Annotated in this window: 26 protein-coding genes; 23 read left to right on the forward strand and 3 right to left on the reverse strand. The window is 50.8% G+C overall.

Features of this window, described 5'->3' with window-relative positions; all coding sequences use genetic code 11:
- Position 1 precedes the first annotated feature (1 nt).
- The 23 genes from AC2JF8_RS01555 (at position 2) to AC2JF8_RS01665 (ending at position 20,066) form a co-directional block, all read left to right on the forward strand.
- Positions 2-853 carry a cell division protein FtsQ/DivIB gene (locus AC2JF8_RS01555; RefSeq protein ID WP_500760515.1) on the forward strand — a complete coding sequence of 284 codons (852 nt, stop codon included), beginning with the start codon at positions 2-4 and terminating at the stop codon, positions 851-853.
- Positions 854-916: 63 nt separating this feature from the next.
- Positions 917-2,275 carry a cell division protein FtsA gene (ftsA, locus tag AC2JF8_RS01560; protein WP_500760517.1) on the forward strand — a complete coding sequence of 453 codons (1,359 nt, stop codon included), beginning with the start codon at positions 917-919 and terminating at the stop codon, positions 2,273-2,275.
- 14 nt (positions 2,276-2,289) lie between these two features.
- Positions 2,290-3,630, forward strand: coding sequence for a cell division protein FtsZ (ftsZ, locus tag AC2JF8_RS01565; protein WP_500728700.1), 1,341 nt, complete (start codon positions 2,290-2,292; stop codon positions 3,628-3,630).
- 66 nt (positions 3,631-3,696) lie between these two features.
- Positions 3,697-4,086: a cell division protein SepF gene (locus tag AC2JF8_RS01570; RefSeq protein WP_500729087.1), complete on the forward strand. Its 390-nt coding sequence runs from the start codon at positions 3,697-3,699 to the stop codon at positions 4,084-4,086.
- Positions 4,086-4,391 (forward strand): YggT family protein, encoded by a 306-nt coding sequence (locus AC2JF8_RS01575; RefSeq protein WP_500760519.1) that lies wholly within the window; start codon positions 4,086-4,088, stop codon positions 4,389-4,391. The genes AC2JF8_RS01570 and AC2JF8_RS01575 overlap by 1 nt, the downstream gene beginning before the upstream one ends.
- A complete protein-coding gene (locus AC2JF8_RS01580; RefSeq protein WP_500760521.1) occupies positions 4,391-5,200 on the forward strand; it encodes a YlmH family RNA-binding protein in 810 nt (269 codons plus the stop codon). The genes AC2JF8_RS01575 and AC2JF8_RS01580 overlap by 1 nt, the downstream gene beginning before the upstream one ends.
- 5 nt (positions 5,201-5,205) lie before the next feature.
- Positions 5,206-5,895, forward strand: coding sequence for a DivIVA domain-containing protein (locus tag AC2JF8_RS01585; RefSeq protein ID WP_500760522.1), 690 nt, complete (start codon positions 5,206-5,208; stop codon positions 5,893-5,895).
- Positions 5,896-6,115: 220 nt separating this feature from the next.
- The gene (ileS, locus tag AC2JF8_RS01590) at positions 6,116-8,905 is read left to right on the forward strand and encodes an isoleucine--tRNA ligase (protein WP_500760524.1); all 2,790 of its coding nucleotides are present in this window, start codon (positions 6,116-6,118) and stop codon (positions 8,903-8,905) included.
- On the forward strand, positions 8,905-9,126 hold the full coding sequence (locus AC2JF8_RS01595) for a cold-shock protein (RefSeq protein ID WP_500728705.1): 222 nt from the start codon (positions 8,905-8,907) through the stop codon (positions 9,124-9,126). Before ileS ends, AC2JF8_RS01595 begins: the two co-directional genes overlap by 1 nt.
- Positions 9,127-9,690: an NUDIX hydrolase gene (locus AC2JF8_RS01600; protein ID WP_500728706.1), complete on the forward strand. Its 564-nt coding sequence runs from the start codon at positions 9,127-9,129 to the stop codon at positions 9,688-9,690. It abuts the gene before it with no gap.
- A 6-nt stretch (positions 9,691-9,696) separates the two neighbouring features.
- Positions 9,697-10,011 (forward strand): hypothetical protein, encoded by a 315-nt coding sequence (locus AC2JF8_RS01605; RefSeq protein ID WP_500728707.1) that lies wholly within the window; start codon positions 9,697-9,699, stop codon positions 10,009-10,011.
- An 18-nt stretch (positions 10,012-10,029) separates the two neighbouring features.
- Entirely contained in the window at positions 10,030-10,725 is a 696-nt protein-coding gene (locus AC2JF8_RS01610; RefSeq protein WP_500760526.1) for a 5'-methylthioadenosine/adenosylhomocysteine nucleosidase, read from the forward strand.
- Between the two features lie 3 nt (positions 10,726-10,728).
- The gene (locus AC2JF8_RS01615) at positions 10,729-11,886 is read left to right on the forward strand and encodes a cysteine desulfurase family protein (RefSeq protein WP_500760528.1); all 1,158 of its coding nucleotides are present in this window, start codon (positions 10,729-10,731) and stop codon (positions 11,884-11,886) included.
- Between the two features lie 48 nt (positions 11,887-11,934).
- Positions 11,935-12,276 (forward strand): DUF1831 domain-containing protein, encoded by a 342-nt coding sequence (locus AC2JF8_RS01620; protein ID WP_500760530.1) that lies wholly within the window; start codon positions 11,935-11,937, stop codon positions 12,274-12,276.
- Positions 12,276-13,403, forward strand: coding sequence for a tRNA 2-thiouridine(34) synthase MnmA (mnmA, locus tag AC2JF8_RS01625; protein WP_500760845.1), 1,128 nt, complete (start codon positions 12,276-12,278; stop codon positions 13,401-13,403). Before AC2JF8_RS01620 ends, mnmA begins: the two co-directional genes overlap by 1 nt.
- Before the next feature lie 149 nt (positions 13,404-13,552).
- Positions 13,553-14,212, forward strand: a complete 660-nt coding sequence (locus tag AC2JF8_RS01630; RefSeq protein WP_500760532.1) for a histidine phosphatase family protein — start codon at positions 13,553-13,555, stop codon at positions 14,210-14,212.
- On the forward strand, positions 14,209-14,862 hold the full coding sequence (locus AC2JF8_RS01635) for a tetratricopeptide repeat protein (RefSeq protein ID WP_500760535.1): 654 nt from the start codon (positions 14,209-14,211) through the stop codon (positions 14,860-14,862). Before AC2JF8_RS01630 ends, AC2JF8_RS01635 begins: the two co-directional genes overlap by 4 nt.
- Positions 14,855-17,272: an SF1B family DNA helicase RecD2 gene (recD2, locus tag AC2JF8_RS01640; RefSeq protein ID WP_500760537.1), complete on the forward strand. Its 2,418-nt coding sequence runs from the start codon at positions 14,855-14,857 to the stop codon at positions 17,270-17,272. Before AC2JF8_RS01635 ends, recD2 begins: the two co-directional genes overlap by 8 nt.
- A 10-nt stretch (positions 17,273-17,282) precedes the next feature.
- Positions 17,283-17,669, forward strand: coding sequence for a DUF1828 domain-containing protein (locus AC2JF8_RS01645; RefSeq protein ID WP_500728714.1), 387 nt, complete (start codon positions 17,283-17,285; stop codon positions 17,667-17,669).
- Between the two features lie 115 nt (positions 17,670-17,784).
- On the forward strand, positions 17,785-18,498 hold the full coding sequence (locus AC2JF8_RS01650; RefSeq protein WP_500728715.1) for an ATP-binding cassette domain-containing protein: 714 nt from the start codon (positions 17,785-17,787) through the stop codon (positions 18,496-18,498).
- Between the two features lie 10 nt (positions 18,499-18,508).
- Entirely contained in the window at positions 18,509-19,300 is a 792-nt protein-coding gene (locus tag AC2JF8_RS01655) for an ABC transporter permease (protein ID WP_500760540.1), read from the forward strand.
- Between the two features lie 131 nt (positions 19,301-19,431).
- The gene (locus AC2JF8_RS01660) at positions 19,432-19,905 is read left to right on the forward strand and encodes a GNAT family N-acetyltransferase (protein WP_500760848.1); all 474 of its coding nucleotides are present in this window, start codon (positions 19,432-19,434) and stop codon (positions 19,903-19,905) included.
- A gap of 32 nt (positions 19,906-19,937) precedes the next feature.
- Complete coding sequence (locus AC2JF8_RS01665) at positions 19,938-20,066, forward strand: hypothetical protein (RefSeq protein ID WP_500760542.1); 129 nt, start codon at positions 19,938-19,940, stop codon at positions 20,064-20,066.
- An 83-nt stretch (positions 20,067-20,149) separates the two neighbouring features.
- Here the strand turns inward: AC2JF8_RS01665 and AC2JF8_RS01670 are convergent, their stop codons facing one another.
- From AC2JF8_RS01670 to AC2JF8_RS01680, 3 genes are read right to left on the reverse strand one after another with little or no spacing between them, the layout of a single operon-like run.
- On the reverse strand, positions 20,150-21,097 hold the full coding sequence (locus tag AC2JF8_RS01670) for a diacylglycerol/lipid kinase family protein (RefSeq protein WP_500760544.1): 948 nt from the start codon (positions 21,095-21,097) through the stop codon (positions 20,150-20,152).
- A 43-nt stretch (positions 21,098-21,140) separates the two neighbouring features.
- Positions 21,141-22,820: a ribonuclease J1 gene (gene rnjA / locus AC2JF8_RS01675; protein ID WP_500760547.1), complete on the reverse strand. Its 1,680-nt coding sequence runs from the start codon at positions 22,818-22,820 to the stop codon at positions 21,141-21,143.
- On the reverse strand, positions 22,821-23,051 hold the full coding sequence (locus AC2JF8_RS01680) for a DNA-dependent RNA polymerase subunit epsilon (RefSeq protein WP_500728720.1): 231 nt from the start codon (positions 23,049-23,051) through the stop codon (positions 22,821-22,823). It lies immediately after the preceding gene.
- Positions 23,052-23,144: the final 93 nt, after the last annotated feature.

Below are 23,144 nucleotides of genomic sequence, written 5' to 3' on the forward strand. Positions count from 1 at the left end.
AGTGCCTAAAAAGCGTGTAACTAAAATTGATCCAAACGAAAAGTTGGCGCGTTACCTAAATTACCAATCTAACCAGGGTAAAAAAAGAACTCAAACTAAGGTTTCTGCCTCGCTTTCACGGCTGCATGGCGAACGAAAAAAGGCCCTGGCTAAGCGACTGGGGCTTATCCTGTCAATCTCACTATTTTTTCTTGCCTGTCTGGGCTATTATATTTCCCCCCTTGCCAACGTTTCCAGCATTGGGATTGAAGGCGAAAATGATCTGCCTATGAAGGAAGTAGTCCAATATTCCGGTATCAAGGCCAGCGACAAGGTTGTCGACTACTTAATAAGTTCACGTGCCGTTAATCAAAGATTAACCAGCAAGTATAACGAAATCAAGACAGTAGAGGTTAAGGTCAAGCACTTTAACCAGCTAGTGTTGAAGGTCAACGAGTACCCCACGATTGGCTACATCAAGCAGGAAGATGGCTATTACAAGATTTTGGCTCAAGACAAGCTGGGCACGCAGCTATTGCCCTGGAATAAGGTGGATGCGGACAAGCCCGTGTTTGTGGGCTATAGCCACGTGGCGTCGTTGCAGAAGAGCCTGCAGCTGTTTGATAGTCTGCCGAGCAGCTTTCAAAGTCAAATCAAGTTGTTGAGCGGAAACGCCCGACGCAAGTCACAGGTCATTTTTTTGATGAAGGACGGCAACGTTGTTATCGGCAACTTCTCCAGCGTGAAGAGCAGGGTAAAGTATTATGATCAGATAAAGACAAAGGCCAAAGGTAAGTGCTTAATAGACTTAGAAGTTGGAGCTTATAGCAGGCCGCTGACTTCTGCTGAAAAGCGTACTTATGGCTTAAAGTAAGCTGAAATTATGCATCTGTTATGTTAAAATTTTTAAGAGAAGAGTATTGACGGGGGGTTAATTTTGGACAATAAAAATCTTTTGGTGGGACTGGATCTCGGTTCTACCAGTGTTAAGGCGGTAGTTGCGGATAGTGGCAAGGTGATCGGGGCAGTTGCGGTTCCCAACCGGGGAATGCGGCACGGCAACATCGTTGATATCGATGAGACGGCTGATGCAATCAGCCGGGCGTTAAAGGAAATCGCGCGGAAGATTAACGCCAAAATATATCGTGTTGTGACCGGCATTCCGGTGGGAATGCTCCAATTGGAAACAGCAAGCGATTTGATTAACATTGACGATAACGGCCAGGAGGTTGGCAATAAGGACGTCAGGCGGGTTACGCGTGCCGCTATCAAGTCCGCGGTCAAAAAGGAGCGTGAACCAATCGCCTTTCTGCCTAGTCGCTTCTTAATTGATGGCAAGACCGAAGTTGATGATCCCCGTAAGATGATTGCCCATTCTTTGGCCGTGCAGGGCATTATGCTGACCGCCCCGACCAGCTCCCTGCACAACATTAAAAAAGCAATCGAGCGCGCCGGCTACCAAAACAATTTCTTTGTTCCTACCCCGTTAGCCATCGCCAGCGTTGCCCTTACCGAGGGCGAACGCACCTTTGGCTCGATCATTGTCGACTCTGGTGGCGGCGTTACCACTGCGACCGTAATTCATAACGGCCAGATTAAGTATGCCAACATCGACTTCGAAGGTGGCGGCGATATCAGCAGGGACGTCTCCGTTGTACTCAGCACGTCCAAGAAAGATGCGGAACAAATTAAGCTTGATTACGGTTATGCCGACCCGGCGCTAGCGTCTAGCAAAAACAAGTTTGCGGCCAATAGCGTTGGCACGAATGGTCAGCAAATGGTGGACGAAGTCTACCTGAGCAAAATCATTAACGCTCGGATTACGCAGACAATTAGCAGGATTGAGAAGGGGCTAGTCAAGCACGATGCCCTGAAACTGCCCGGCGGCATTATCATCACGGGGGGCAACAGCCTGCTGCAGGGTTTCGACAATCTTGTTGCCAATACCCTGCACGTGAAGACCCGCGTATATCAGCCCGACCAAATAGGGATGCGCAACCCGGTTTACTCGGCGGCATACGGCATAGTCAACTACGCGTATAAAATGTCTGATATTGATTTTTTAGTGATCAGTGCAATTTACGGTAATAACAAATTGAACCTGGCTGGCGAACCCGCCCAAAAAATTGCCAAAAACGCAAAAAGACCGGTTAGTCTTGATGAAACAAAAGCAAAAGAAGAATATAATAGACGTGAGTTGCTAAAGCGAGAAAAAAGTTCGCAGGGTAAATCAACAAGTAAAACGCAAAACAACAAGAAGGGCATAAAGAGTTTTTTTAAAAAGTTCTTTGATTAAAGGTGGTTAATTAGATGGATTTCACATTCGATTCGGATGAAAACAAGAATGCTGTCATCAAGGTGATTGGTGTCGGCGGCGCGGGCGGCAATGCTGTTAACAGGATGATTGATGACGGCGTGCAGGGCGTGTCCTTTGTTGCCGCCAACACCGACGTGCAGGCGCTCAACAGCAACAAGGCGGAAACCAAGATTCAGCTGGGGCCTAAGCTGACCAGGGGTCTTGGCGCCGGCTCACATCCGGAGGTTGGTCAAAAGGCCGCTGAGGAAAGCGAGCAGACGATTGAAGATGCGCTTAAAGGCGCGGACATGATTTTTATCACCGCCGGAATGGGCGGTGGCACCGGTACGGGTGCGGCACCAATCGTGGCAAAGATTGCGCGTGAAACAGGCGCTCTAACGGTTGGCGTGGTTACCCGTCCGTTCACGTTTGAGGGACCTAAGCGCTCCAAGAATGCGGCCGAAGGAATTGCGCAACTCAAGCAGTACGTGGATACGCTGGTTATAATTGCCAACAACCGCCTGCTTGAGATGGTCGACAAGAAGACGCCGATGATGGATGCGTTTAAGGAAGCAGACAACGTGTTGAAGCAGGGGGTTCAGGGCATCTCGGACCTGATCACCTCGACCGACTACGTCAACCTGGACTTTGCCGACGTCAAAACGGTCATGGCCAACCAGGGCGCTGCCCTGATGGGAATTGGCCGTGCCAGCGGTGAAAACAGAACGGTTGAAGCCACCAAGCTGGCCATCTCTTCACCCCTGCTTGAAGTTTCAATCGACGGCGCCCGGCAGGTGCTGCTCAACATCACGGGCGGTCCCGACCTGACCCTGTTTGAAGCACAGGATGCCTCCGAAATTGTCTCCAAGGCGGCCGGCGATGACGTCAACATTATCTTCGGTACCTCAATCAACCCTAACCTGGGCGATGAGGTCGTTGTGACGGTAATTGCAACCGGGATTAGCTCACAGGCTGAAGAAGAAGCCTCAAAGCAGCTTCCTGGCCGCAGTCACCAGGTCAAGGCCCAACCAAGCAGCAAGGTCCAGGAAGGCATGCATGCTGTTAGTCAGCAGGCGGCACCTGCACCAAAAGAGGAGCCTAGCCAACAAGTGACGGCCCAGGCTGCGCCTAAGCACAAGACAATGGTTGATCCTACCACCGTGTGGGGGTTAAACAATGATGACGATGAAGCAAGACGTCCAAACCAGCTCAATTTTGACCAGGATGACGAACCCCATAGTCTGTTTGACGAAGATGACCAGGGCAGCATTTCGCAAATTGAAACTAGCGCGTTGGACGATGACGATGATGATACGGAGGACATTCCCTTTTTTAGACACCGTGGTGAAAACTGATAGGAGGTAAAAGCAATGGCTTTTAGTAAATTAGGCAAATTTTTCGGCGTTTCTGATGATGATGAAATGTTAGACGGCGATGATTACCTAGACGATCAAAGAATGGAAGATGAGGACAGCGTGCCCACCAACAGCGTTGATCGTGACAAGGTAGTCTCTATTAAGTCCGGAATGAACTCTGCTAAAAGCAAGATTGTTCTCTACGAGCCCCGTGTCTATTCCGATGCTAAGGATGTTGCGCAAAACCTGCTGAACAACAAGGCAGTGATCATTAATTTTAGCAGGATGGAAGATGCCTCGGCGAGAAGGATTGTTGACTTCATTACCGGTACCGTTTACGCACTTAACGGTGAAATTCAGCGCATTGGCGACCGGATTTTCCTGGCGACGCCACCGAAGTTCGTCACCAACGGCAAAATCAGCGACTTGGTTGATAAAAAGGATAATTTGAGTTAATGACAATGATGATTTATACCGTAATAAGCGTTATTAGCTGGGTTATCTGGCTTTACAGCATCATCATGGTTATTGATGCCATCATGAGTTGGGTTCCCTTCCTGCGGGATTCAGCCGTGGGCCGGCTGTTTGACTGTATAATTGATCCCTACCTGAATATTTTTCGCAAAGGGCCGATTGAGCGGCTGTCAAATTCGATTGGTTTAGATTTGTCCTTTATCATTGGTCTGCTGCTGCTATATTTTGTGCAGGACTATGTACTTGTATGGATAGCCAATATCCTGACGAGGCTGTTTGTATTATAATGAATAAAAAGCAGGCAAGCATGTTTTATCCGTATTTTGACTCAGAAGAAAAATCGACTGTTGACAAAATGGTCGGTTTTTTAAATGAGGCTATTTACCGGCACGAAACGGTTTTGACCGATTTTTTGGATCCGCGGCAACGCACTATCCTCAAGACCGTTGCGGGCAAGGACGCTTCTGTAGAGGAATTTGGCGGCTATGCGGGTGCTGAGAAAAAACGCGTTTGCATTGCAGCTGATAGCATCAACATCGAGCCGGCCGACTTTGGGGTTACCGCCTGCATCATCGCGTACCCAAGCAAGTTTGCCCGCTTGACGCACAGCTCAATTCTGGGCAGTTTAGCGAATTCAGGCGTTGAAGTGAGCGCCTTTGGCGATATTATCACCGACGGAAAGGGACAATGGCAATTTTTTGCAAAGAGTGAGCTGGTTTCCTTTTTTCAGCAGGAAATCACGCGGATCGGCCGCACCCGTGTGCACGTCAATCCGGTTGCCCAAAAAGATGTCCTCAAGCCTGAAGATGATAGTTCGAACATTGTGATTGTCGCTGCATCGCTTCGATTGGATGCAATTTTGGCGAAAGCGAGCAGGCTCAGTCGGCAAAAATGCAAAGACGCAATCACAAATAATGCGGTAAAATTAAATTGGCACATTGTGCGCGATTCTAATATAATAGTAAAAGAAAAGGATGTCCTCAGTCTGAGGTATTTTGGGCGGTGCCAGATTACGAACATTGAGACAACAAGGAAAAATAAGTTTAAGGTGGTGCTGAGACTTTGGCAGACAAAGAAAAACGGACAAAGTGGTTAACTCCCATGGATATCCATAACAAAAAGTTTAGGATGAGGTACTTTAACGGCTATGACCGCTACGAAGTTGATAATTTTCTAGATCAAATTGGTAATGATTATGGGGATGCTTTAGACGAAACAGCAGATTTAAAAAATGAGAATTTGACCCTTAACGAGCAGCTAAAGGACTTGCAAGCGCAACTAAATGAATACCACAGGACCGAGCAATCAATGAGGGACATCGTTTCTCTTGCTCAGGAAAAAGCTAAGCAGATTGTTGACAACGCCACTGCCGAAGCAAACAAGGTGACCGCGCAGGCAAAGGTTGACACAGACTACCAGCGCCAGCAGCTTGAAACGATTAAGTCGGATTATGATCGCGTGAAGCGTGAGGTTGCGGGCTACCGGAGCTACATTCAGGAACTTTTGCAGCGGGTAATTGACAAGCTGAATGATGAGAAGTGGCAGAAGGCACTTGATAAGTACTTTGGAACGGAGCGCTTTTATCCGCCCGATGGAACCGAGCCCATTACCTTAGGCGATGAAGATGACGACCTGGATGTTGACATTGACGAAGATGATGAAGTAAAATCTAATGGTATTGAGGTTGAAAATCTTCAATCGTCAATGGAAGACAGCAATCCGGATGTTAACATCTCGAATGATGCGGGAGCAACAGTCGTTTTTCCGGATGATTACAAAAATCATAATTAATAAACCGACAGTAAAACTGACGGGCAATTTAGCGAACTAGTGCTGGTGGAAGACTAGTATAAGAGCCCCACGGTTGATCGGCTGCCCGATTGGTTTATTGCGTTCATTGCACGATACGCAATCTATAAGTGGAGCTTAACAGCTCAATTTAGGTGGTACCACGATTATTAAACCTCGCCCTAAGATTAGGACGAGGTTTTTTAACAGAAAGGAAATAACAATGAGAGTAAAAGACACGCTGAATTTGGGGAAGACCAAGTTCAAGATGCGGGGGAACCTGCCCGTTAGAGAAGCCCAATGGGAAAAAGAATGGGCGGATAACAAGTTGTATGAACAGCGACTGAAGCTTAACGAGGGCAAGCCGCGCTTTGACCTCCATGACGGCCCGCCCTTTGCCAACGGCAACATTCACATGGGGCATGCACTGAATAAGATCTCGAAGGATATTATCGTTCGTTTCAAAAACATGAGCGGCAAATATGCACCATTTGTACCGGGATGGGATACGCACGGCCTCCCCATTGAGCAGCAGCTTGCCAAACAGGGGATTGACCGCAAGAAGATGGACCGGGCCGAGTACCGCAAGTTTTGTGCCGATTTTGCTAAAAAAGAGATTAGCAAGCAGATGGCGGACTTTAAGCGGCTTGGCGTTATGGCAGACTGGGACCACCCGTATGTTACCCTGCAGCCCGAGTATGAAGCCGCGGAAATCCGGGTGTTTGGCAAGATGTACGAACAAGGCTACATCTACAAGGGCAAGAAACCGGTTTACTGGTCGCCATCTAGTGAGTCAACCCTGGCTGAAGCTGAAGTTGAATATCATGATGTGAAGTCGCCGTCAATCTACGTTGCCTTTCCCGTCAAGGATGGCAAGGGCAAGCTGGACGCTCAAAATACGTACTTCTTAATCTGGACGACCACGCCGTGGACCATTCCCGCTAACCAGGGAATCACCGTTAACCCGGCCTTCGATTATTCAGTCGTGCAGGTAGGTGCTAAGCGCTATGTCGTGGGCACGGACCGCCTGGCCGCTGTGGCCAAAGACCTGGATTGGGAAGATTACACGGTTGTGCAGCACCTTGCGGGCAGCGACATGGACCGGATGATTGCCCGCCACCCGCTTTATGACCAAGACGCCTTGCTTATGAATGCGATGCATGTCACCGCAAGCGATGGTACGGGGCTGGTTCATACGGCTTCTGGCTTCGGTGAGGACGACTATAACGTGGCCCAAAAGTACGGACTGCCCGTCTTTAGTCCGATGGACAACAAGGGCTGCTTCACAGCCGAAGTGCCGGATCCCGACCTAGTAGGTTTGTACTATGACGACGCCAATAAGATTGTGAGCGCAAAGCTGAAGAAGTCGGGCAATTTGCTCAAGTTAAGCTTCTTTACCCACTCGTATCCGCATGATTGGCGTACCAAAAAGCCCGTGATCTACCGGGCGACTACGCAGTGGTTTGCTTCGATCGCTAAGTGCCGTGAGCAAATTCTGGACCAAATCGATCACGTCGACTTTATTCCGGAATGGGGCAAACTGCGTCTGCACAACATGATCAAGGACCGCGGCGACTGGGTCATTTCCCGTCAGCGTGCCTGGGGCGTGCCGCTGCCAATCTTTTATGCCGAAGATGGCACCCCAATTGTTACCTCTGAAACGATTGAGCACATTGCGCAGATTTTTGCCAAAGAGGGTTCCAATGCATGGTATGAGCATACCGCGCAGGAATTATTGCCAGAGGGCTTTTCTTCTGAGCACTCGCCAAACGGCAAATTTACCAAGGAAACCGATATTTTGGACGTTTGGTTTGATTCGGGGTCTTCCCACCAGGCCGTCATGGCCCAGAGACCCGACCTGCGGTTTCCGGCCGACCTGTACCTTGAGGGCAGCGACCAGTACCGGGGCTGGTTCAACTCAAGTCTGATTACTGCGGTTGCGACTACCGGCAAGGCACCGTACCGGGGCATTCTGTCCCAGGGTTTTGTTTTGGATGCCAAGGGGCACAAGATGTCCAAGTCACTGGGCAATGTGATCGCACCAAACGATATTATCAAACAGATGGGTGCCGAAATTATCCGTCTGTGGGTCGCTTCGGTTGATGCTACGTCGGATGTGGCCGTATCCGAAGACATTTTGCGCCAGACGTCCGAAAGCTACCGCAAGATCAGAAACACTTTCCGGTATATGCTTGCCAACACCAGCGACTTTGACCCAAGCGCAAACAAAGTGGCGTATAATGAACTCAATTCAATCGACCAGTATATGGAAGTGCGGTTCAACGACCTGGTAGAGGACTGCCTGGCAAGCTACGAGCACTATGACTTCAACCTGGTCTACAAGAAGGTATTTGCTTTCATTTCCAACGACTTGTCGGCCTTTTACCTCGACTTTGCCAAGGATGTTTTGTATATTGAAGGCAAGGAAAGCCACGCACGGCGTTCCATGCAAACCGTCATCTACGATGCAGCGGTCAAAATCGCCAAGGTCCTGACCCCAATCTTGCCGCACACGATGGAAGAAGTATGGTCATTCTTGAAGGAAAAGGAAGACTACGTCCAGCTTGCCGACATGCCTGCGGTTGAGTCGTATGCTAATCGCACGGAGCTATTGCAAAACTGGGAACAGTTCATGAAGCTGCGCGATGATGTCCTCAAGGTTTTAGAAACGGCGCGTGATCAAAAGCTGATTGGCAAGTCCTTTGAAGCCGCAGTGACCATCTATCCGTCTGCGGAGCTGAAGCCGGTTTTGGAACACCTGGATGCTGATTTTAGGCAGATTCTGATTGTTTCTAAGTTGAATATTGAAAACGGCGCGGCTCCCGCTAATGCTAAACAATTGGCCACCGGCGCGTTTGTTGTTGAACGGGCTGAAGGCGAGGTTTGTCCGCGGTGCCGGATGATTAGGACGGACGTGGGCGCAGACCAAGAATTGCCGCTAATTTGCGGGCGCTGTGCTGCGATCGTTAAGAAAAACTACCCTGAGGTAGTGCAAGAAGGTTTGGAAGAATAATGCGGTTAGGAACAGTAAAACAATTTGATCAAAATAGCAGTTTTGGTTTTATCGAGGACGAGCAGAACCATAAATCATATTTCGTTTTTTATACAGCGATTAAAGAGGAGGGCTACCGCCGTCTTCGAGTTGGTCAAAAAGTTGAGTACCAGTTGGCACAGGGCAAGAACGGCTTGCAGTGCGTGAATGTCTACTTGGCTGATTTACAGGAAAGTGAATAAATGGATTTAAGAGAAACTGAAATTTCTTCAAAGCAGATTTTTACGGGCAGGATAGTTGACCTTGCAGTAAGGACAATTAAGCTGCCCAACGGCGAGACTGCCGCTAGGGAGGTGGTCAAGCACCAGCCTGCGGCGGCCGCAATTGCAGTAAATGACCGGCAGGAAATGCTGCTGGTCGAGCAGTGGCGCGAGCCGATTAAGAAGTTGACACTGGAAATTCCAGCTGGCTTAATTGATGAAACCGATGCCAGCCCCCTGGATGCGATGAAGCGCGAGCTGAATGAAGAGGGCGGCTACCATGCAGACTATTGGGAAAAGATTACTGAATTCTACTCTTCGCCGGGGTTCACGGATGAAAAATTGTACTTGTTTTATTGTGATACGCTGGAAAAACTGACCGAAAAGCGTCCACTTGATTCCGATGAGTTTCTTGTCAGCCACTGGTACAACCTGGAGGATCTAAAGAAGCTGTCCGCACAGGGGAAAATTGTGGACGCCAAAACGCTCTACGCCATGAGTGTGTGGGAAAATATGCTTTTGACGGGTGCAAACGCAGAGGAATAATACTATATGACTGAAAAACGATCAGACTACCGCAAGAAAATCAAACAGAAGAAGGGCAAGAACTTTTTGGACACGATCAAGTCCGCCTTTGATGATGACGGGGTTGACGTTAACCCCGAATTCACCCGGGACGAAACGGATAATGCCGCGGCAAAAGACGACGAGCGCAGGACGAAGCGGCACCACCCGCATTCACAGGACCAGCCTGCTCAGTCAGCGGGCGCCGAGAAGGCAAGCAGGCTGAAGAAAAAGCTCAACCGGGCGATTTTATTAGTGTCTATTTTGATTGTTGTGGTACTGGTAGCGTTATTTCACTTATAAAATTGATGGGGAGAAAAGATGAAGATTGCAATTATTGTCCCTATGGCAATTGAGGCAGAATATTACCGCAAGTATTTTCGCTCAGGCAAGAAGGAAATGTTCGGATCGACGGTATTCGAGCATTTTTGCGTTAAAAATAATGATGTTTACCTGGGCCTTAGCGGAATTGGCAAGGTGCAGGCAGCAATGAACCTGGCCAGCCTGCTCAGTCAAATCGACGTTGACCTGATCTTTATGACCGGGACCGCCGGCGCGCTGAAGCCGGATGTGCACAGGGGCGACCTGGTTTTGGCAAGCGCGTTTGCTTACCATGATGCGCACAATACCCTGGCTGGTGACTACGTGGAAGGGCAGATTCCGGGTGAACCGGCCGCTTTTGACCTCAATTCACCAGCGCGGACCAAGTTTGCGCGCTTTCTCAGGGAGCAAAACGTTGAGTATCGTGAAGGGCTGGTTGTTACGGGCGATTCCTTTATCGGGTCGACGGACCAAAAGTTGGTTATTAAAGGCAATTTCCCCAGTGCCCTGGGAGTTGAGATGGAGGGTGCAGCCTTTGCCCAGGTTGCGGGTCACTTTGGCAAGCAGCTCGTTGCAATGCGGGCCATTTCCGACAACGGCGATCAGGATGCCAATGAAGATTTCGACCTCTTTGCCCAAAAAGTGGGTGCCAAGGCTGCTAAATTGATTTGTACTTATTTAGAGAAGATGAATTAGTCGATGAAGGAAGTATATTTAGACAATGCGGCGACGACCCCGCTGGCGCCAAAAGTTATCGACGTGATTACGGCCGAAATGAAGAGCGATTTTGGCAATGCTTCCAGCACTTATGAGCTGGGCCGTACGGCCCGGCACACGATTGACGTGGCCCGAGGCCAAATTGCTAGCGCGATTGGCGCCAAGGCAGGCGAAATAATTTTTACGTCGGGGGGCTCCGAAAGCAACAACACGGCCATCCTGGGTACGGCCCGCAGTAGACGGGCGTGCGGCCGCAAAATCATTACGACCAAGATTGAACACCCGTCGGTTTTGCAGCCGATGAAGCAGCTGGAGCGTGAGGGCTACGAGGTGGTCTACCTGGATGTGGACGAAAACGGCATGATAGCGCTCTCCGACTTGAAACAGGCCTTAACGCCGGATACGATCCTGGTATCGGTGATGGCCGTCAATAATGAATTGGGCACCATCAACCCGCTGGCGGCCATTGGCGACATTGTTGCCGCCAGCAACGCCTACTTTCACGTGGATGCGGTCCAGGGGCTGGGCAACATTGACCTGGACGTTAAGCAGATGAAGATCGACCTCTTGTCCACGTCGGCCCACAAAATCAATGGGCCCAAGTTCTTGGGCTTCTTATATGAAAATGCGGCAATTAAGCTGCCCCCGTTGATTTTAGGCGGGGAACAAGAAACCAAGCGTCGCGCCGGTACCGAAAATGTGCCGGGCATTGCCGGCTTTGGCGAAGCCGTGCGCGAGATTGCCGCGGTTGACAAGCAAGGGCTGCAAGCTAAATACCAGCACTTTCAGGATATTATCAGGAGTGAGCTTGCCGCAGACGAGGTGCGCTACGAGGTTAATGGGGGCACGGGCACGCACTGTTCGCACCACATCCTAAATCTGCATATAAAGGGGGTATCCACTACCCTTATGCAGGCTAACCTTGACCTGGCGGGCTTTGCGGTTTCAGGCGGGTCGGCCTGCACGGCTGGGTCCCTTGAGCCCTCGCACGTGCTCGTGGCGTGCTATGGCAAAAACTCGCCCCGGGTGGACGAATCGATCCGCGTCTCCTTTGGGCGTTTCACCACTAGCGCGGAAGTGCGTCTTTTTGCTAGGCAGTTGGTCAAGATTGCCGGTAAAATTCAGCCCAAAGAAAATTAGTTGCTTTTTTAGACAAAAACACTTATCATTTGTAAGCGAGGTAAAATTATGGCAAATACAGTTGTAATTAATGGGGATAACCGCAAGTTCACGCTTAGTCCGGAGTTAAAGCTCTATGCGCTCATTGATGCCGGCTTCGTTAAGACGGCCAGGGGGAATTATAATTATGAGCATCCGCTCTATAATGATTCGCCCTACAATGCGCCCACCAAGTTAAAGCTAACGATTGACCAGGCGCTGACGCGTTTGACGATGGTTGTGACCGATCGCAACGGACTGAAAAAGGTGAACATTTTTAAAAACAAGCAGTTGGCGCCAACCGTTGAACTCTTGGACTACATCTTGAAGGACCTCGAAGAGCGTAAAATTATTGTTGCTGTAAAGGATTGATTAAATTGGCAAAGAAGACCAGGGTAGTTGTCGGGATGAGCGGCGGGGTTGATTCCTCCGTGTCGGCTCTGCTGCTCAAGGAGCAGGGCTACGATGTCATCGGCGTCTTTATGAAGAATTGGGATGATACCGATGACGCGGGCGTTTGCACCGCAACCGAAGATTACGAAGACGTTAAGCGCGTAGCGGATCAGATTGGTATTCCGTACTATTCGATCAACTTTGAAAAGGAGTACTGGCACCGCGTCTTTGAGTATTTTTTAAATGAATACAAGAAGGGGCGGACGCCCAATCCAGACGTGATGTGCAACAGCCAGATTAAGTTCAAGTCCTTCCTGGAGTTTGCCCTTAATCTGGATGCCGATTACATTGCGATGGGGCACTATGCTAAGACGATAACAGACGCGGATGGCATCACGCATATGATGCGGCCCAAAGATGGCAACAAGGATCAGACCTACTTTTTGAGTCAATTGAGTCAGGAGCAGATTAGCCGGGTTATTTTCCCGCTGGCCAACTTAACCAAGCCGCAGGTGCGCGAAATTGCCATCAAGAATGGCTTGGCAACGGCCAAGAAGAAGGATTCGACCGGTATTTGCTTTATCGGCGAACGCAACTTCCGCAAGTTTCTGAGTGAATTCCTCCCTGCTAAGTCCGGTCAGATGGTAACGCCTGACGGCACGGTGGTCGGAAAGCACGCAGGACTCATGTACTATACAATAGGTCAGCGCTCTGGCCTGGGCTTGGGTTCAACCAAGGAGTCTACGGCGCCATGGTTTGTCGTGGGCAAGGACCTTAAGAAGAACGAATTGATTGTTGAGCAGGGCTATGACAGTGAGCTGCTCTACGCAACGAGTCTTGAGGCTAGCGACATGTCCTTCTTCACGGGCAAGCCGCAGCGTGACTTCAAGGTGCATTGCAGTGCGAAGTTCCGCTATCGTCAGGCTGACGTAGGCGTGACCGTGCATTACCACGCCCAGACGAATACGGCCACGGTCTACTTCGATGATCCCGCTAGGGCAGTAACGCCCGGACAGGCCCTCGTATTATACAATGGTGAGGAGTGTCTAGGCGGCGGCAACATTGATAGTGCTGCCCAGAATGAGCGTAAGCTGCAATTAGTATAGGGCAAGGTCCAAAACCCGGCTGCAGCTAGCAAGGCTAATTAAAAGTTTTAATATTGAAGAATTTGCACCAAGATCTCTTGATGCTTTTTTCTTTTAGTGAAATTAAATGATAAACTAGAAGGAAACAATGGAAAAGGGACAGTTGATCAATGCAATTTTATTTTGTCAGGCACGGCAAGACCGAATGGAATTTGGCCCGGCGCTTTCAGGGTGCACACGGAGATTCACCGCTGCTGCCCCAGAGCCTGGTCGATATTGCAAAGTTGGGCGTGCACTTGAAGAACACAGACTTTAGGACAATCTATTCCAGTCCCCTAAGGCGCGCACGGGAAACGGCGCAGGGACTCAAGAGAAGCATGGGGGTGAATTTGCCAGTCCAGCTTGATGGCCAGCTGCGCGAATTCGACCTGGGCAAGATGGAGGGACTCACTTTTGCGGAGGCCGTTGCCCGCTTTCCGCATCATGTGCACAATATGTGGCACCAACCTGCCCTGTATGACGGGCACGGTATTGGCGGGGAAGACTACGCCGACGTAATTGCACGCGGGCGCAGGTTTGCCCGGATGGCAGCCCGAAAATATCCCGGCAGCAGGGACCGGGTCCTGGTTGTGAGCCATGGTGCTGCCCTGAGCGCGATAATGGGTGGACTTTTAGGCTACCCGCTTAGGAATATCAGACAAAATGGTGGCCTGAGCAATACAAGCCTAACTATTTTAGAAACAACTGACCAGGGGCGGACTTTTCAGCTCGTGGCCTGGAATGAGACGGACTTTTTGGGGAGAAAGATGGAAGGAACGGATTCGCTGTGAGTGACAAGCAAAATAAAAGAGGCGGCAGAGGCGGCGACCAAGTTAGCCGCGAGGTGCATGAATTAGTTAAGCAAATCGATGCTGATCCGCGTGCTGCGGACAACTACTTGAAGCTGGCCACGCTGCTCACTGAAGAGGGCAGTTTCGACCAGGCAGCGCAGCTTTTGGAAAAAGCAAAACGCATAGTGCCTAAGCCCCAGGACTTGGATTATGACCTGGCGGTGTGCTACTACATGCAGGGCGATTTTGCCAAGTCCATGGACCTATTGAACCAGATTCCTAATGACGATCTGGTTTTATTTCAAAAAGCGCTGGTTTTGCTTAAAACGGGGCAAAAGCAAAAGGCCCTGGCCTACGCGCTCACCATCAAGCATGCTGATGCCAAGGTCGCGGAATTGCTTGGTGACATTTGGCTGGCTTTGGGCAACTTAAAAGAGGCACAGGCGAGCTTTGAGCAGATTGAACCGACTCACAGAAGCGCCAAGGTCAACTTCATGCTGGGCGTTGCCACGCTATCAAGCGACCGGGCGCAGGCCCTGGACTATTTTCACCGCGCACAGGCCCTGGACAATGACTATTATCAAAACGCCCGCAAGCAGTACGAGGCGGTTCTAAAGTTGGTTAGGGATGCAGGCAGCAATAATGATTGAATTTACCGGAAGAATAAATCACGTCGTTTTTGAAAACGACCAGGACTTGTACAAGATCATTGACGTGACGATTATTGGTCAGCTAGCTGACTATAACCGTGAGGACATCAAGGTAACGGGCAATTTTGGCGACATTCAGGTGGGCGGAACCTACAAGTTCACGGGCCAGCTGGTGGTTCACAATAAATTTGGCCTCCAATTCAAGTGCGAGAGCTACAAGCAGGCCCTGCCGCATGAAAAAGGCAGCTTGACCCGCTATTTGAGCTCCAGCCAATTTCCCGGAATTGGGCAGAAGGCCGCTGGTACCATCATTTCCGTCTTGGGAGTCGATGCGCTCTCAATTCTCAAGGAGAAGCCGGACAAGGTAGCGACGCTGCCACTAACGAAAAAGCAAAAAGACAGCCTCCTGAACGGGGTAAATACGATGGACTCCTATTCGGAAATCGTCCTGCGCCTGGCTCAGTTTGGTTTGAATAAAAAGGTTGCGGGGCGGCTTTACCAGATTTACCATGGTGAGACACTGGCCAAGCTGCAGAAGGACCCGTACTCTGCGATTGCCGATGTTACCGGCTATGCTTTCAAGAGTGCGGACCAGATCGGCAGCAGGCTGGGGGTAAGCCGGGATGACCCCAGGAGAATCAACGGTGCAATTTTTCAGGTCCTGCTCGATGAATTAAGCAAAAACGGCAACACTTACGTTAAACTAGCCCAGCTGCTCACCGCCGTGGGGACGCTCCTGCAGCTTAACGAGTTTGATCCGATTGCCACCTGCGTCAACCACCTCCAGCATGCGGGCAAGGTCGTGGTTGACGGTGAAAATGCGGCCCTGCAGAGTATTTTTCAAACCGAAAACGATATTGCGCTGACCATGAAAAACTTAGTCGACCGGCAGGATGAAGCCGCTTATGCTGGGGAGGCGGTTAAAAAGGCAATCAAAAAGGCCGAGCGGCAGCTGCACATCACTTACGATGAGACGCAAAGGGCCGCTATTAAGAACGCCCTGACCAACCCGATTTCGATTTTAACCGGTGGCCCCGGCACGGGTAAGACAACGATTATTAACGGGATTCTGCTGGCACTGCGGGACCTGGCAGAGATCCCGGCTTCAGCGCTCTATAGCACCGATCCGCCGTTTTTGCTGGCGGCACCGACGGGGCGCGCAGCCAAGCGGATGGAGGAAATAACCGGCATTACGGCCAAAACAATTCACCGGCTGCTGGGGCTTGGTATTGGAGAGACGGCTGACAGTGATCTGAATGAGCTGAACGGTGAGATCTTAATCATCGATGAGATGTCGATGGTTGACATGAACCTGTTTAAGCAGCTTGTTTCAAGCATTAACGAAACTAAGCACGTTGTTTTTGTGGGCGATAAGGACCAGCTGCCATCGGTAGGACCGGGCAATGTGTTTAGCGACTTGATTTCAGCGGGGGCCTTTCCGACCACGGTGCTCAAGCAGATTCACCGGCAGGGCGATGACTCCAGTATTATCACCTTGGCCCACTGCATTAATGAGGGGCAGGATCAAGCGGCCCTCTTTAAAAAGACCAAGAATTACTCTTTTATCACTTGTCCGCCCCGTGAAGTCGCCCACGTTGTCAGCCAAATTGTGGAACGGGCCTTGGCGCGCGGCTTTAATCCCGATGACGTGCAGGTGCTGGGGGCGATGTACCAGGGTGAGGGCGGCGTAACCAACCTGAACAACGTTATCCAGGAAATTATCAACCCGCTAAAACCTAACAGCAAGGTGCTTGAAGCACATGATGAAACCTTTCGGATTGGCGATCGCATCTTGCAGCTGCAGAACAACCCCGAAAAAGACATCTATAATGGTCAGGTTGGTAAAATTGTGGCGATTGACGAGCGTATTCCCCAGAAGTGCATGACTGCAGACTTTGATGGGCGCGAGGTTACCTTTAGCAAGAAGGATCTTTTTGATCTGACAAGGGCCTATGCGATTACGATCCATAAGGCCCAGGGCTCTGAATTTCCCCTGGTTATTCTCAGCCTGACCATGCAAAATTACGTCATGCTTAAGCGCAATCTGCTCTACACGGCCGTTACGCGCGCCGAGAAAAATTTGGTGCTGATCGGAGATCCGCGGGCCTACGAAATGGCCTTGAGCACATCGGGCAACGACCGGCAGACAGACCTCAGTGCTAAATTGCAGAAGCAGCTGAGCATGAATGATGAGGAAAAGGCGCCCAGCACTGCGGCTGCCCCAGCCGCTGTTTCCGCAAGCCCCACAGGCACCAGCGCTGCCCGTAATAACGCGGAAACTACGCTTGACCTTGGGGTTAACGAGGATGTGCACCCCCAAGACTACATTTTGACGCCCGAACTAATTTATTCCGGCCAGATTGACCCGATGATCGGGATGCAGGACGTACGGCCAGCGGCCCGTTCCTAAGGAGAAGAAAATGACAAAAGAAACAGCAGAAATTCAGGCCTTGAAAAAGGCAATCGGCAACTGGATGGCCACTAATACGCACGTGATTCCGTTTGGCCCCAATACTCTGGAAGTGGCAACGCCCGTGCGCGACGCCCTGGGCGAAGCGGTTTATTGCTTCATTGAAAAAGACGAGGAAGGTTACCTGGTCAGTGATGACGGGCGCACCCTCTTTAAACTCGACCCCAGTGCTAGTGATGGTGAGCTGGCAGAAATGGCCGCCAGGCTGGCGCGTGTTGCGGATTGCGAATTCAACCAGGAAAATGGCGTGCTTGCCGCTAGGACGAAGCGGGGCGGTTTGGTCGACAGGGTAATGACGCTTACGCAGCTCCAAGTGGCGGTCTCCTACCTGGCCTAGACTGAAAAAAGTGGTAAGTATTTACCACTTTTTTATTGTTTATCGGGGGGGTAATGGTATAATTTAATGAGTTAATTTAATTATTTGTTAATCATAATGTAAGGCAGTGGTGAATTTGGCAATCGTTTTTAAAGATTTAAGCAAGAATTACAAAAAGAACCCCGTCCTGCGCAATATCAACCTGACCATTCCCCTGAAGCCCGCAGTTATCGGCCTGGTTGGCCCTAATGGCGTTGGGAAGTCAACCATGCTCCGGCTCCTGGCCGGTGTTTTGGAACCGACCACCGGCAGGCTGATCAATGACCAGGCAGACGCAGGCTACACCAAGTGGGCCAGCCTGCACACCGACTTTGTTGCCTCGGGTGAACGCGGACTGCGCAACAAGCTGAACACGCTGGAGAACGGCATGTACTTTTCGTCGCTAAAGGGCATCAGCCTCAAAAAAACCGCGCGGAACATCGAAGAGATGGCGGCCACGCTGGATTTTGCACCTAGGCTGAACACGCTTTTCCAGGAACTGTCAACGGGGCTCAAGAAAAAGGCGGCGGTCCTGGTCGGTGCGGCCATGGAAACCGACGTCTTGCTGCTGGATGAGCCGTCCAACGGACTAGACATAGCCGCCCAGGAAGAACTGGCGCAGTTCATTCTGACCTTGAAAAACGACTACCACAAGGTGATTGTTCTCTCCTCGCACGATACGCAGATGCTGTCCGGCGTGGTCGACCGCTACCTGTTTCTTAAGGACGGTCAGATTGCGCGGGAAACCGGCCACAAGCTGGGCGAAGAGGAGTTAATCGCTGACTACCACGCGCTCTACGCTAATAACTAGGAGGTCCACCATGCCAAAAATCAAAAAACTCTGGACGATGCTCTTCGTGCAGCTATACCTGGAACTAAAAATCAAGCTGAGGTACCTCAACGCAACAATCAGTGAGCTCGTTCTCTATGCGGGTGCGCTCTTCGTCGTGCTGTTTGCGACTGATTCCGGCCAACTGGGCCGCTCGTACGGTACAAAAGATGGCGTTTTGATCACGCTCATCGGCTTTCTCTTCTGGAGCATCGGCATTTCCGCCATGGGTGCCTGCAGCAACAAGGTAGAAGTAGACGAGCGGACGGGCCTGCTTGAAAGCGAGGCCCAGTCGGTCTTTCCGCTGTGGCTGCTGTACTTTATCCAGACGCTGGCCACGGAAATCTTCGTCTGGGTCTACCTCATCATTCTTGGCGTTGGCGTGTCCTTTTTTTCGCAGTTCACCGTGGGCGAGCTGCTGTGGGCCATCGTCTTGACGATGCTCTTTGCGCTTGTTTCCAACCTCGGCATGTTCGGCATCGGCATGATCTTTGCCGCCGGCTCGATTCGCTTCAAGCAGATGGGGCAGTGGGCAACCGTCTTGCAAGCACTCCTGCTCATGTTTTCCAACGTCGCCCTGCCGGTTTACAACAACTTCCAGGAGCTGATTCCGTACGTGGGCGGGGTGGAGATTGTCCGTCAATTATACCTGGGCCGCAGCGTTTCCTTTGGCAAGGTCCTGCTCTTCCTGCTGGTCAACGTGGTCTGGCTGCTGGTTGGCATTCTCTTCTTCACCTACAGCATCAGGAAGGAACGCCGGAACGGCTCGTTTGAAGCATTTTAAAATACGGCCAATTTTGTTATACTGGTGTTAACAAACGGAATTATTGATGATTTAACAAGAAAGTTAGGATATTTATTTTACGATTTAATAATGTTAAGTGGGGAACGGCCGACTACCGCGCAGTCAAAAGGCTGTACAAGTCCGCATTCCCCAAGGAAGAACGCTTCTTACTCCCGCAGCTGCTATTCATGGCGCTGCGCAAGAACGTAGCCCTGCAGGCCGTGCATGACGGTGACCACTTTGTGGGCATGGTCTTCATGGCCGAGGATGAGGATGCGGTGTATCTGGGCTACATTGCGATTGTGCCGGGCAAGCGCGGTCACGGCTATGGCAGCCGGGTCTTGGACCAATTGAAGGAGCAGTTTCGGGGCAAGCCGATTATCCTGGATATTGAACCGGTGACCACTAAGGCCCGGAATTACCAGCAGCGCGTCAGCCGCCTCGAATTTTATGAGCACAACGGCTTCAGGACGACCAAGAAAAAACTGGTTGACGACGGCGGCCGGTACGCCATCCTCACGACCGGGAAGAACTTTCGGCCCACGTCCCTGGATAGCCTGCTGCACTACATGGACTTTGGCCTGTACAAGTTCAAGATCGAATAGCAATTTCTGGGGCCGGTGAGGCTTTAAGCCACGTGCCGGCGAAATTCAGCCTAGTGATTGACCTGGTCGAGCGGGCCTACGACGGGCAAAGTGTTCCTTCCTGGCCCGCTGCCGCCAGCAAATTTGCGGATTGCATGCTGCAAAGAATGGCCTTTAATTAGGGAGATAGCTATATTAGTTGCCAGGTTCATTGCATAACAAAAAACCCATTCTTTAAGGAATGGGGTTTTTTGGTCGTTTAATTTTACCTTAGAAGGTTAAACTGGTCCACGGTGAACTCAACGTCAAAGCGGCTGCGCTTGATCTCTTCGCCGTCAACCTGGGCGAATTCCTTCTTGGTGGTCTTGACCCTGATTTGTTCGGCCTCGACGTAGTGAAATTCGGGGCAGCCAACGTGTGAACCATCCCTTAGCAGTCTGACAAACAGCTTGATTAAGCCCCTCAAGGTGAATTTTTCCACGATAACGGTATCGAGCTTGTGGCTGTTGATGCTGGCAGCCGGCAGCAGGGGGATGCCACCACCAAGATACGGATGATTAGTAGTTGTCACCAAAAAAGCATCCTGGTAAATCTTTGTCTTGCCCCTGCTCTCAATCTCGACTTTGAAGGTGTCCTGCTTGCGCAGGCAGGTAAGGATATGGAGACCATAAATCAAGTTGCCCTCATTTATTTTATTGAGCACCTTTTTTAGCTGGGAGATATTGCTCAGGTGGTTGACGTAGGCGTCGAAGCCCATGCCAAAGCTATTAGCAAAGTAGAATGTGTTTTGGCTGAAGCCGGGCAGCCTAAAGGTTCCGCAGTCTACTTCAAAAGGTTCTAAATTTGCCTTGAGGTGACCGAGCAAGACCCTGGGATCGGTGGTCAATCCGGCGGCGCGCCCAAAGTCGTTGCCCGTTCCGGCGGGCAGGTAGGCAAAGGGCGTTAGCGGGTTGCGCGACCGCTTGATCCCGTTCAAAACTTCATTGAGTGAGCCGTCGCCGCCAATCACAATAAGGACTTCGCTTGCGGCGTGTCTTTTATCGCCATAGTGCTCGGCCAGCGCAATGGCCTCACCGGGGTAGGTGCTCTTCATGATGTCGAACGTGATGTCCTCGCCGACAAGGAGCAAGACGGTCTGATCCAATATTTTCTGACTCCGGCCGTTTCCGGCCGTTTCGTTTACGAGGAGGTGTATGTGCAACTTATCGTTCATCTTTCTTAACGTCTAAAATAAAAAGCCCGTTAAGGGGCTTTTTTTATTTCTTTTCAACTAACATCGGCAAAACCATCGGTCGCCTCTTAGTTTTAGAATATAAAAAGTCGGAGAGGTTCTCAACGATTGCCTTGCGAATAACGCTGTCTTTGGGATTGGCGGTTTTATCCATCTCGGTTTTAATGACGTGGTAAATGTGCTTTTGTGCTTGGTTGATCAGCTCGGTCGACTCACGCATATAGACGAAGCCGCGGCTGAGCACATCCGGTCCGGCCAAAACGCGCTTGTGCTTGTAATCAACCGTTGCAACGATGACCACAAGTCCGTCTTCCGACAGCACCTGCCGGTCGTGAACGACCACGTTGCCCACGTCGGCGGTACCAGAAGTGTCAACGTAAACATCATCGGCCGGCACGTGACCCGCAATCCGGGCGCCTTCAGGACCAAAGCAGATCACCTCGCCGTTTTCCAAAACAAAGGTGTGGTCGGCCGGAACGCCGGCAGCCTGCGCGAGTTCGGTGTGGATGACCTGCATGCGGTACTCGCCGTGCACGGGGATCATGTACTTCGGCTTGGTCAGCCGGACCATCATCTTCAGCTCTTCCTGGCCGCCGTGTCCGGAGGTGTGGACGTTGTTGACGCGTCCGTGGATGACATGGGCACCGCCCTCCATTAATTTGTTAATGACGTGGTTGACGCTCAGGGTGTTGCCCGGAATCGGGTTCGACGAGAAGATCACCGTGTCGTTGGGCTGCAAGCTGATCTGCCGGTGCGTGCCGTTCGCAATCCGGGAGAGGGCGGCCAGCGGCTCGCCCTGTGAACCGGTACACAGGATCATGACTTGGTCAGGTGGGGTGTGGTTGATCTCGTTAGCATCAACAATCAGACCCTCAGGGACATTGAGGTAGCCCAGGTCGATGCCGTTCTGAACGCCGTTTTCCATGCTTCGTCCGAAGATGGCTACCTTCCTGCCGGTATCGATTGCGGCCTGAATCGCCGTTGACACCCGGTAGAGGTTGGAGGCAAAAGTCGCAAAGATAATCCGGCCGTGAATGCCCGTAATGATGTCGTGCAGCGACTTGGCGACAAAGCGCTCGGACTTGGTGAACTGGGGTACCTCGGCATTGGTTGAATCGGATAGCAGCGCGAGGACGCCCTCATCGCCCAGCCTGGCAATGCGCTGAAAGTTGGGTGACGGCTGATTCATGACCGGGGTCAGGTCAAACTTGAAGTCGCCCGTGAAAACAACGGCGCCAAGCGGCGTGTGGACGGCGATTCCCAGCGTGTCGGGAATCGAGTGGGTCGTTCTGAAGAAGGTAACTGTCAGCTTCTTAAATTTCAAAACCGTGTCTTCGTGTTCTTCGTGCAGTTCACTCGTCCGCAGGATGCCGTGCTCATCGAGCTTGCCTTTGATCAGTGCCAGGGCAAAGGGCGTGGCGTAAACGGGAATTTCCGGAATCTTTTCCAGCAAGAAGGGGATGCCGCCGATGTGGTCTTCGTGCCCGTGGCTAACCACCAGGGCCTTAATTTTGCTCCGATTCTTGATCAGGTATGAATAGTCGGAAATCACGTAATTGATGCCGAGCAGGTCATCCTCGGGGAACTTGATTCCACAATCCATGATGATGATTTCGTCTTGGTATTGGACACAGTACATATTTCTGCCGATCTCGTGCAACCCCCCGATTGCAACAACGGCTACTTCGTTATTTTTAATTCGCACTTAATTTACTTCTTTACTGTTAAAAGTTGTTAATTTAAAATCGCCGTGGTCTTTTTCATATTGCAATGAATTTCCGACCAGTTCCTGGATGAGTTCAATATTATAGGGGGTATTGTTCTCAACCAAAGTTCTGGCATCGACCATGTTTTCTGCCTCTAGGTACAGAGTCTGGGTTGTTTCCCGCCGGGGATTGACAACCTTGTCTTTTTGATACAAAACTTTGTAGATCATATTTGTATTCTCCTTATTCAGTTATAAAAACGTTCTTTGTGGACACCAAAAAATGTCCAACAGTTATTTTCATTCTACCATATTTGTTATTTC

Source organism: Lactobacillus sp. CA30L (assembly GCF_059900845.1).